This is a genomic window from Pseudomonas sp. W22_MBD1_FP4 (genome assembly GCF_052113765.1).
In the GTDB taxonomy this organism is placed as follows: domain Bacteria; phylum Pseudomonadota; class Gammaproteobacteria; order Pseudomonadales; family Pseudomonadaceae; genus Aquipseudomonas; species Aquipseudomonas sivasensis.
Window position 1 is genome coordinate 76,632 of sequence record NZ_JBGQOI010000019.1, and the last position, 11,116, is coordinate 87,747.

Below are 11,116 nucleotides of genomic sequence, written 5' to 3' on the forward strand. Positions count from 1 at the left end.
TCTAGCTCTGATCAAGCCGTTTCCTAAGGTAAACAATGACCATCTCTCGACGTGGGTTCATCGCAGGCCTCGCGCTCACCGGCGCCGCTGTGCCGGCAGCTTTCTATGCCCATCGCGAGTGGACGCGTGAAGAATTCCCCATCACCCCCGGCGAAGCCACGGTCGATCTGGCCGACACCGCCGGCCAGCAACTGGCCAATACCTTGCGTGGCGTCTGGAGCCTGCGACTGGAAGGCCGCGACGCTGGCCTCAAGGGCCTGCCGCTGCAAGGCTTGGAACTGCTGCTCGACATCGCCCCCCGTGGCCGAGGCCTGCGCGGCTACCTGGACACCGCCGCCAACCTGCGTGCCGAAGGTGAACCGCGTTACCGGGTATTGGGCGATTTGCTGACGGGCGAGGGCGCGTTGCTCTACTGGCGCTTGATCGACCGCGACTCGGCCGATGGCAGGCCCGCCTATGAATTCAAGATGACCCTCGATGAAGTCTGGGCCGACTTCGGCAACGCCGGCAGCGGCACCCTCAGCGGGCAGATCCTCGACCTGGATCGCCCCCTGGCCCTGACCGAACGCGACAACCGCTTTATCGCCCACAAACAGCTGTTTCCCGAAGCCCGCGAGCGCATCGGTCACAACCCGACCTTGCTCGCCTGGCTGATCGCCCCCGAACACCGCCTGTTCCACCAGCTGTGGCACGCCACTCGCGACCAATGGCACAAACTCTCCGAAGAAAAACGCGATGCCCTGCGCGGCATCGGCTGGCAGCCCGGCCCACGGGGCCAGGAGCGCGACGCCCGTGGCAAGCGCAAAGATCGCAACGGCTCGGGCATCGACTTCTTCTTTATGCATCGACACATGCTCGGCACTGCACGCGCCATGCAGGACTTACCCTCGTGGCCGGCTTTCCCCGAACCGCAACCGGCGCTGGAGCGTGATCGCCTGGGCTTTGTGCGCTACTTCGACAACCACGATGGCTTCGCCTTGCCTCCCACCTGGTTGGCCCCCGACGACAGCGAATACACCCAGTGGGTCAGCGACATCAAGTCGCAAGAGACGTACCACAGCAACTTCCAGGTCTGGGAGTCCCAATACCGCGACCCGCGTTACCTGGCCAAATACACCTTGGGCCAACTGGGTTCCGAGATGGAACTGGGCCTGCACGACTGGCTGCACATGCGCTGGGCCTCGGTGCCCCGCGATCCCTCCAACGGCGCGCCAGTGCCCTTTGCCCGCGACCCGGCAGACTTTGCCGCGCGGTGGTACGCCGCCGAAAACGACTTCCTGGGCGACCCGTTTTCCTCCCACGTAAACCCGGTGTTCTGGCACTTCCACGGCTGGATCGACGACCGCATCGAAGACTGGTTCCGCGCCCATGAACGCTTCAATCCAGGCGAAGTCAGCCGGTTGGAAGTCAACGGCGTAGCCTGGTTCGCCCCGGGCCGCTGGGTCGAAGTCGGCGACCCGTGGCTCGGCCCGGACACCCACGGCTGCAGTACCACGCCGGGGTTGCAAATGGGCAAGTCGATGGAAATGGACCCGGAGACCATGAAGCTCGCGTTGCGTATTACCTTTGGTGCTGACGACGATGCGCTCACAGGGTTGTTCAAGCGCGTGCCGAAGCGGCCGTGGTATGCGCGGCATTTGAAGGTGAAGGCGCGGGAAGCGTGACCGCTTGTCGATGAAACTACGATTTTTACGATGTAAAACGGTAGCTGCGGGGTATTAATCTGCGGTTTTCGTTTTCAGGTAAGCGCAAAAGCCTGATGGCTAAGCGTCCTGCGTTACCTCTCTGACAAATTGGTTTATCCATTCCTCTCTTTTTTCCGATGTGCTTGTAGGTTTGAAGATTTCGAGTGGGAGAAAAAACCATACGTTTCTTTTTTTATTCTTTTTTCCTGCTCGGTACCTGATCTTTTCCCATGTTTTTAGGAAAAATCTGACGGACTTTTTAACGCTGCGTGACAGATGTAGGAATACCCTTCGCAATCCTGAGATTTTTGTAACCTTTCTGCTTTTCCTTTACCAATTCAGCCTCGGCAAGCTGCGTGCTCTTTCCATATGAGTACCAGTGAGGGTGAAAAGGATGTCAGCCGTTTTACGACCCGCGTTACTTGGCGTGGCGCTGCTCTGCGGTCCACTTCTTGCCGCGGCGCAAACCTTACCGGGCGACAGAGAGCTGGCCCGGGAAAGACAACAGCAAGTGCTGGAAGAGCAGCGTCGACGTCTGGACGAACTGCAAAACCTTCCTGGAAAAGCCGCAGTACGCACCGCACCTGCTCTGGTTGAAGACGGCCAGTGCGTGACCCTCACGCGCATCACCGTTGAAGGTGCCACCTTGCTCTCCGAGGCAAAGCGCGAGGCCTTGCTTGCTCCCTGGTCGGGGCGCTGCCTTGGCGTTCCTCAGCTAAACGAGGTGCTCAAAAGCCTCACTGACCATTACCTGCGCCGTGGCTACGTCACCACCCGGGCGTACCTGCCGCAGCAAGACCTGAAAAACGGCGAGCTTAAAATCATCGTGGTGGAAGGGCGCCTCGAAGGCCTCGACAGCTCATCACTGGCCAGTCCCGCCGAGTCAGCCATGACCTTTCCTGGCAGCGTCGGTGACGTGCTGGATCTACGCGAGCTGGAGCAATGGGTCGATCAGCTGGGACGCTTGCCCTCGCGCCAGCCGCAGCTTGAGTTGATGCCGGGCCAAGCGGTGGGCGGTAGCCGTGTCGCACTCAAGGGCGAACGCTTCAAGCCCTGGCGCGTCTCGGCTAACCGCAACAACCACGGAGACGAAAGCACCGGCCGCCAGCAGGCCGGTCTTGGCCTTGAATGGGACAGCCCTTTGGGGCTGGCGGACCAACTGAGTCTGCGCGCCAACCGTGACACGGTCAGCGACCATTGGCGACATTCCGAAAGCCAAAGCCTGTTCTACAGCTTGCCGTATGGCTGGTGGACCTTCAATTTCAGCCACAGCCAAAGCTATTACCGCACCCGAAATGACGCGTCCGGCTTTGCCTTCGCGTTGTCCGGCGACACCTCTACCCAGCAACTTCGCGCCGAACGCGTGCTACACCGCGACAACCTCGGCAAGACCGCGCTCAACATCGGCCTGAGCCACCTACGTACACGTAACTACCTGGAAGACGCGTTGTTGCGCACGTCCAGCCATCGCATCACTGAGCGCCAGTTGGGGTTCAACCATGGGCGTCGCATCGGCAATGCGTTTTTCAACCTTGATGCCGGTTGGCAGCAAGGCATCGGCGCGTTGGACGCCCAGCGCGACCTCTCCACACGCTCCGGCGCCCCCACCTCCCGCTATCAGAAATACAGCCTGACCCTCAGTTACCTGCAGTCCTTTCGCTGGCTGGACCAGCACTGGAGCGTCGACAGCCTGGCCACCGGCCAACGTGCCGAAGACGAACTCTATGGACCACAACGCCTCAGCGTCGGCGGCTTTGGCGCGGTGCGCGGGTTCAGCGAACAGAATCTCTCGGGCAACAGCGGCGGCTACTGGCGCAGCCAACTGCGCTGGCGCCACGCCGTGGGTTGGGACGCCTTGCGCCCGTGGGTGCACGAAGTGGGCGTCGGCTTCGGCTACGACGTTGGGGTTATTCGCCGTGGGCCGCACAACCCCGACGTGGCCGGGCGCCTCACTGGCAATGCCTGGGAACTCAGCGCGCGCGGCCGGCACCTTGCCGCATCGCTGGTATTCGCCCGTGCTCTGGAGCGCCCGGCCGTGATCGAGCACCGCGAGCACCCGATGTACGCCCGAATCGACCTGTTCTTCTAACAACAAGGAACCTTGCCTATGGACGCGCGCAGCCCCTTTAACCAGTGCCTGGCCCTGAGCCTCGCAGGTATTTTGTTTCTCAACCCGATCGTCTCGGCTGCCGCGCAACTGAGCGTCGACCCCGCCAGCCCCGGCACCAGCATCGATCAAGCGCCCAATGGCGTGCCGGTGGTCAATATCGCCGGTCCCAACGGCAGCGGCTTGTCCCATAACCTGTTCACCGACTACAACGTCGGCAGCAACGGGTTGATCCTAAACAACGCCACGAATGCCACGCAAAACACCCAGCTCGGTGGGGTGATCCTCGGCAACCCCGGCTTGCAGGGGCAGGCAGCCAGCGTGATTCTCAATGAAGTCACCGGTGGCAATCGCAGCCACCTGGGGGGCTACACCGAAGTGGCCGGACAGGCTGCGCGCGTGATTGTCGCCAACCCCCATGGCATCACCTGCAATGGCTGCGGTTTTATCAATACGCCACGGGCGACGCTGACCACTGGCAAACCAGTATTGGACGGCGGGCGTCTGGATCACTTTCGCGTGGACGGCGGTGATATCGCCCTGGAAGGCGCCGGACTCAATGCGCGCAATGTCGGTCAATTCGATCTGATCACTCGCACCGCCAAACTCAATGCGCAGTTGCACGCCGACCAGCTCAACATTATTACCGGCCGCAATGATGTCAGCGCCGACAGCCTGCAGACTCGTGCCCATGCCGATGATGGCCGCGAAAAGCCGCAACTGGCCATCGACGCCAGCGCCCTTGGCGGCATGTATGCCGGGGCGATTCGTCTGATTGGCACGGAACAAGGCGTGGGCGTAAGGCTGGCCGGGGATATGGCGAGTACCGCCGGGGACATAGTCATCAATGCCAACGGTGGCCTGAGCCTGGCCCACACCACCAGCGTCGGCGCGTTGAACGCCACGGCCGCGTCAATTGAGTTGCAAGGCCCAACCTTTGCAGCGGGAGATGTGGACCTGCAGGCGCAGGGCGATCTGGTGGTTCAGCACACCCTCGCCAGTGCAGGCAATGTGCACTTGCAAGCGGCAACCGTGAGCAATCAGGGCAAGGTGGTCAGTGGGATTCAGGAGGACCAGCGTATTGCCGGCAAGCAACTCAGGATCACCGCCGAACGCCTGGACAATCAAGGTGAGCTCAACGCAAGCGGCCATTTGGACATCAAGACCGCTGTTGTCGACAACAGCGGCAACATCGCTGCAGACAGCGCGAAGATCGAAGCCCGCCAACAAATAAACAACAGCGGGCAGATCGTCACCGCCCGCGAACTGAGCCTATCGGCTCAACAGGTCAACAACCAGAGCGGCACGCTCCATACCGAAGGCCACCTGAATCTCATTGCCGATGCTGTCAGCAACAGCGGCAAGACCGTCGCGGCAGGCAACATTACCCTCGCCGCAAACACCTTCGACAACAGCGGCGAACTGCTCAGCGATGGTGACCTGCAACTTACCCTTGACGCAGATCTGCACAACAGTGGCCTGATCGCCGTGAAGGGCGATGCCTCTCTCAGCGCCCGCAACCTCATCCAGAACCACGGCCAGATCCTCAGCGGCAACGACATCCAACTGCGCGTACGTGATGTGCTGCACAACCTCGGTGTGCTGAGTGCGGCCCGTCACCTGCAGCTCAACGCAACCCAACTGAATAACGACGGCAGCCTGGGCAGTCAAGGCAACCTGCTGATCAGCGCCAACGTGGCCAATACCGGACTGCTGTTCAGCGGCGGTGACTTGCACATACGCGGCGAGCATTTCAGCAACCTCGAAGGCGACGTCTACAGCGTTGGCGATTTCAGTTTCGCCGCCGCCGACGGCGGCCAGGCGACAAGCTTTCGCAACCTGTCCGGCACCGTGGAAAGCGAAGGCAACCTGCACATCAAGACGCGTGAATTCGAGAACGCCCGCACGGTGCTTGCCCTTGAGCGCGAACTGGTCGGCGGCAGCATTCAGTGGGTTTGTGGCCAGCACTGTGACGGCGATGACAGCTTCAAGCGCGGCACCATCTACATCACCGAAACCTGGCGCGAAACCGCCGCTCCCGGCTCCACCAAGGCTGCCCGCCTGGTGGCCGGTCAACAGTTGTATATCGACGCCGACACGTTGGAAAACCGCTACAGCCTGATGGCCGCCAACGGCGACATGCACCTCAGCGCGCGTCGCTTGCTCAACCAGGGCGCCGCCTCACAAACCGGCCTGTCCAGCACGATCATCGGCACCCCTGGGCGCATCGACAAAGCCCTGTGGGACCAGATGGAGTTTCACGATCTGCCGGCCTTCAACAGCGCGCCTTTTGATCCGTTGCGCTTTGCCGAACTCAAGGCCCGTTCCGAAGGCCCCGGCTTCAGCAACCCCGGCACCCTCACTACCTGGCGTGAAGACGGCCGCGAAGTGTACGCCGCCACCCTTCAAGCGGGCGGCAGCCTCAACCTGAACGCCACGCAATACCTGCAAAATGGCACCCTGCGCGAAAACACCCTGGCGCAGCTGATTGGCGAGGTCGGCCACAACCCCAATGACCTTGAACTGAGCCCCGATCGCCTCAGCGATGACCTGACCCGTCCGCCTGAGTTTCACTTGCCCAGCGGCGAGTACGGCCTGTTTATCCCGAGCAAGGATCCCGGCAGCCCGTACCTCATCGAGACCAACCCGCTGTTCACCCACCTGGGCAATTTCCTCAGTTCCCAGTACCTGCTCGATAAGATCGGCTACAACACCGACGAGGCGTGGCGCCGCCTCGGCGACGGCTACTACGAAAGTCGCCTGATCCGTGACGCCGTGCTGGCCAAGACCGGGCAACGCTTTCTCGATGGTCAGAACAGCGATGAAGCGCAGTTTCGTCACCTGATGGACAACGGCCTCAGCGCGCGCGACAGCTTGCAACTGAGCGTCGGCGTCGGCCTCACCGCGCAACAAGTCGCCGCGCTGACCCACGACATCGTATGGATGGAAAAACACCAGGTACAAGGCGAAGACGTGCTGGTACCGGTGTTGTACCTGGCGACGGTTAACCACCAGAACCTGCGTGGCGCCAGCCTGGTACAGGGCCAGGACATCAACCTGGTCAGCGGCGGCGATATCGTCAGTGTCGGCACGCTCAGGGCCACCCAGGACCTGACCGCCATGGCTGATGGCAGCCTGCTCAACGGTGGCTCGATGACTGCAGGCGAACGCCTCAGCCTGCTGGCCACCGACAGCATCCGCAACGCTATGGCCGGCGAAATCCGCGCCAGCCATGTGGACCTCACCAGCCTCACCGGCGACATCGTCAATGAGCGAACCGCCCACGCCCAATACCAGGGTGACGGCACGCTCATCACCCATCTCGATCACGCAAGCCAGATCAGCGCGGGCCAGCAACTGGCTCTCGATGCCGGGCGCGACATTAACAACCGAGGCGCCATCAGCAGCGGCGGCGACGCGAGCCTGACCGCCGCCCGCGATATCAACCTCATCGCTGTCACCGACACCCAGCAAGTGCGCACCACGCAAAACGGCGGGCACCTTGTCACCCAACACAGCCGTACCGAACACCTTGGCGCCAACGTCAACGCCGCCGGCAACCTGAGCCTGCAAGCCGGCGGCGACATCACGCTGTTGGCGAGCCAGGCCAATGCCGGCAAAGACCTCAGCGTGGCCGCCGGCGGAAACATCAACCTACTTGCCGCCGCCAACGAAACCGACCACGAGGTACACAGCAAACGCAACGGTGCCAAGACCCACGAACAAACCACCCAAGTGCGCCAAGTCGGCAGCCAACTCAACGCGGCCGGCAACCTCACGGCAACGGCCGGGCAAGACATCCTGCTGCATGCCAGCCAAGTCACCAGCGGCAAGGATGCTTACCTGATCGCGGGCGGACAACTGGAGTTATTGAGCGCCAATGACAGCGACTACAGCCTGTACGACTACAAGAAAAAGGGCAGTTTTGGCGCGATCAAAACCCAGCGCGATGAAGTCACCGACGTACGCGCTGTCGGCAGCCAGATCAGCACCGGCGGCAGCCTCAACCTCGTCAGTGGCGGCGACCAGTTGTACCAGGGCGCGCGGCTGGAGAGTGGTGCGGATATCACCATTAGCAGCGGTGGTGCAGTGACCTTTGAGGCGGTGAAGGATTTGCGCCAGGAGAGTCACGAGAAGAGCAAGAGTGATCTGGCGTGGATCAGCATGAAGGGGGAGGGGCGTACGGACGAGACGCTGCGTCAGAGCGAAATCCTCGCCCAAGGTCAACTGGCAATCAAAGCAGTGGAAGGCCTGCGGATCGATATCAAGGAAGTCAACCAGTCAACCATCGGCCAAACCATCGATGCGATGGTGCAGGCTGATCCGACGCTTGCGTGGATCAAGGCAGCGCAACAGCGCGGGGATGTTGATTGGCGGCAGGTCAAGGAGTTGCACGACTCTTACAAGTACAGCCATTCCATGCTTGGGCAGGGAGCCATGCTGGCGATCATTATTTTGGTCTCCGCGCTCACTGCAGGTGCCGCGAGTGGCGCCGTTGGCGCGGTCGCAGGGGCAGGTGCCGGATCTGGCTCCGCAATGGCGGCGGCAGGCTCCGCCGCGATGGTGCAGGCGGGGACTGCTGTTGGTACAGCGACGGCGGGCTGGGCGAACGTCATGGCCACCGCAGCACTGACCTCTGCCGCCAGCGGCAGTGCTATCAGTTTTATCAACAATGGCGGCAACCTTGGCGCCACCTTGAAAGATGTTACGTCAAGCGCCGCTTTGAAAGGCTACGCCACCAACGCTCTGACCGCTGGATTCACTGCCGGCGTAATTGACCCCGCATTCGGTGTGACAGGCGATAAGGTCAACGGCATTACCCAAGGCTTGGATCTTGCCTCGGCTTCCGATATTGCCAAGTTTGCAGCGTACTCAGGAGCACAAGGGGCTACCCAGGCAGGCCTCAGTACCTTGCTGCAAGGTGGTGGCCTGAAAGAAAACCTTAATCAGGCCCTTGTTTCGCAACTCCAGAGTACCTTGCAGGCCATCGCTTTTAACGCAGTGGGGGACTTCTCTCAAAGTCAAAACTGGCCCGAGTCCGGCCCTGAAAAAGTAGCGCTCCATGCTTTGGTCGGTGGTTTGGTCAGCGAGGCCGGTGGCGGCAGTTTTGCTACAGGGGCGCTGGCAGCAGGTGCAAATGAAGCGTTGGTCACCAGTCTTGCGCACGCGGTGGAAGGTAACCCGGCGCTCTTGTTGGCAGCTTCGCAACTGGTAGGTATCGCGGCGGCTGGCGCTACGGAAGGCGATGTACAGAAAGGCGCCGAAATCGCCAAGAACGCCACGGCTTACAACTACCTCAATCACCACGAAGTGGATGACCTGGTAAAGGACTTGAAAGGGTGCAGAGGAGCAGAAAATCCTGCTGCCTGTCGAGCAGACCTGACGCTCAAGTACGAAGGCATCAGCGACCAGAAGTCCGGGATGGACCTGATGCACTGCACCGATGTCGCCAGTTGCGACGCTCAACGGTCATTAATTGCCGTGGGAAATGCGGCACTTGATAAATACGAAAGCAGCGGCGCACTCAACTGGGAAGAGCGGCTAATCGTCCGAGGGTTTCTGGATAGCAATCAGGATGACATGCGATTGGCCGTGCAGAAGACCTTGCAGGGAACGCATGCCGAGATAGCTGGTATGCTTCCGGGGGTGGGGCTTGTTGTTGGGAAGGGCGGGACGAGTACGGTTGGGTCTGTTGGTGCAAAAGCAACATCGATTGAGTTTTTGCCGAAAGCTACGCGGAATAGTGCAGGACAGATAGAGGCTAACATTACTCAGGGCAGCGCCATAAAGACCCTTGAGTCTAATGGTTATAAAAAGACAATTTCTCAGGATGGCTCAGTTACTGTGTTAACTAATGGAGAGAAGACCTATCGATTCTATCCATCTTCAACGTCCACAGGGCAACCTTCCGCGTCGTTGACTATAGAAGGGGTGAAAAAACCAACTGCGAAAATCAGGTTTTCAGGAGAGTAGTCATGGCTGTTTTGAAAGTTGAAGATAAAGATTTGAGTTCTTTTCTTGATAGGCTGTCAGGTGTCATAAATCTTAATAAAGACTTGCCGATGAATGTTTTTGTTGGTGGTGGATTTCTGTTTTGGTTTTTTGAGAGACCATTGCTCTGCTTTTTTGAAATTTTTTCGGGATTGGTATCGAATAGCGTTTCCAGCTTTAAGTCAGATGTATTTATAAAGTTTTCAGGAAGTGAGCGATTAGGTAACTCTTGTTTTTCCTTCGGTGGAAGCGATTTAGAGAAAGATGTTCGTTGGTTGAGTAAAAAGTTTGAAAGTTTTTTTGATGGAACGGTTGGTTATCCAATAGTTCTATGCGATAGCGCGTGCAAATGGGTTGCCTTTGAAAGCGCATATGAGGAATTTGGCGTTGTTGCTGTGAAAAAATCAGAGCTTCAAGAGGGTTTTTACGAGTATTTAAACTCAAATTTGATCTCGATGGATGAGTTGGCTGAGCTGGCATCCGGTTGCACCGCGGAAGGTATAATCGCAAAGGCTCTGATTTCTTCCTATTCTAGCTAGTCGGTGCAAAAGTAAATGCTGATTTCCCGGAGGGGATGAGTTTTAATCCTAATATCAAGAGCCACCTGACGGGCTGAAGTCAGGGAAAATCTCTCCAGATGACTTGCCTCCTATCCGGGTATTTGAGAAGGACGGAGCGGTTTGCAGTTTGGATAATAGACGATTGCTTGCAGCGTCTGAGGCGGGCGTTCTAATCAAAGTTGTTCCCGCTACGCCAGCGGAGGTTGCCAGGGAGGGATGGAAAATGACTACGCCCAATAATGGTTCGATTATCTGTGTTCGAGGCGTTTGTAAGTGAGGGTCGTATGAGTTTTGAACGAGTTAGAGATATACAGACAAAAGAAGATCTTGCGGATTTTGTTGGAGAGTTCAGAGAGGGGTTGGTGCTTAATCCCGATGACTGGGAAAATCCGGACTTAGAGAGGTTTCTAGCTGCAATGGAAGCCTGGATTCGGTCAATAGATATGTACGCAAAAAACTCTGGCGATAGTGATGTTACTAGCCCAAGCTGGAGTGCTTTTGCAAAGATATTGTGTGCGTCGAAAGTTTATGAGTAGTTGTTCTGCATAGCCTTAACTCAACACCGGCCTCGTGCCGGTGTTTTTGCACCCTATCTGCACCCTGATTGCGCTCTTTTTGCATCCTGTTTGCATCCTTTCTGCAGTCAAGTTGCATCCCTTTTGCACCCTCCCTGACGACCTACGGTCTAGCTGTCCTGTTGGTGCAAAAGGAATGAGTCGCCCCGCATCCTCCAGACACCTCGCAAACACCTCGCCGGATAACGGCAGAAATTT

General features: G+C 58.8%; 5 protein-coding genes. All 5 read left to right on the plus strand.

Going from position 1 to position 11,116, the window contains the following annotated elements; all coding sequences use genetic code 11:
• The first annotated feature begins 35 nt into the window (after positions 1-35).
• Complete coding sequence (pvdP, locus tag ACEN2T_RS22430; RefSeq protein WP_442117566.1) at positions 36-1,664, plus strand: pyoverdine maturation tyrosinase PvdP; 1,629 nt, start codon at positions 36-38, stop codon at positions 1,662-1,664.
• Positions 1,665-2,079: 415 nt separating this feature from the next.
• Positions 2,080-3,774, plus strand: coding sequence for a ShlB/FhaC/HecB family hemolysin secretion/activation protein (locus tag ACEN2T_RS22435; protein ID WP_032885332.1), 1,695 nt, complete (start codon positions 2,080-2,082; stop codon positions 3,772-3,774).
• A gap of 18 nt (positions 3,775-3,792) precedes the next feature.
• Entirely contained in the window at positions 3,793-9,765 is a 5,973-nt protein-coding gene (locus ACEN2T_RS22440; protein WP_442117567.1) for a two-partner secretion domain-containing protein, read from the plus strand.
• Positions 9,766-9,767: 2 nt separating this feature from the next.
• Complete coding sequence (locus tag ACEN2T_RS22445; protein ID WP_122755922.1) at positions 9,768-10,322, plus strand: hypothetical protein; 555 nt, start codon at positions 9,768-9,770, stop codon at positions 10,320-10,322.
• Between the two features lie 305 nt (positions 10,323-10,627).
• Positions 10,628-10,879 (plus strand): DUF7660 family protein, encoded by a 252-nt coding sequence (locus ACEN2T_RS22450; RefSeq protein ID WP_442117568.1) that lies wholly within the window; start codon positions 10,628-10,630, stop codon positions 10,877-10,879.
• Positions 10,880-11,116: the final 237 nt, after the last annotated feature.

Excerpts from the sequence above, each read along its gene's own strand:
- pvdP (WP_442117566.1), top strand. The coding sequence starts at position 36 with ATGACCATCTCTCGACGTGGGTTCATCGCAGGCCTCGCGCTCACCGGC.
- ACEN2T_RS22440 (WP_442117567.1), top strand. The coding sequence starts at position 3,793 with ATGGACGCGCGCAGCCCCTTTAACCAGTGCCTGGCCCTGAGCCTCGCA.
- ACEN2T_RS22445 (WP_122755922.1), top strand. The coding sequence starts at position 9,768 with ATGGCTGTTTTGAAAGTTGAAGATAAAGATTTGAGTTCTTTTCTTGAT.
- ACEN2T_RS22435 (WP_032885332.1), top strand. The coding sequence starts at position 2,080 with ATGTCAGCCGTTTTACGACCCGCGTTACTTGGCGTGGCGCTGCTCTGC.
- ACEN2T_RS22450 (WP_442117568.1), top strand. The coding sequence starts at position 10,628 with ATGAGTTTTGAACGAGTTAGAGATATACAGACAAAAGAAGATCTTGCG.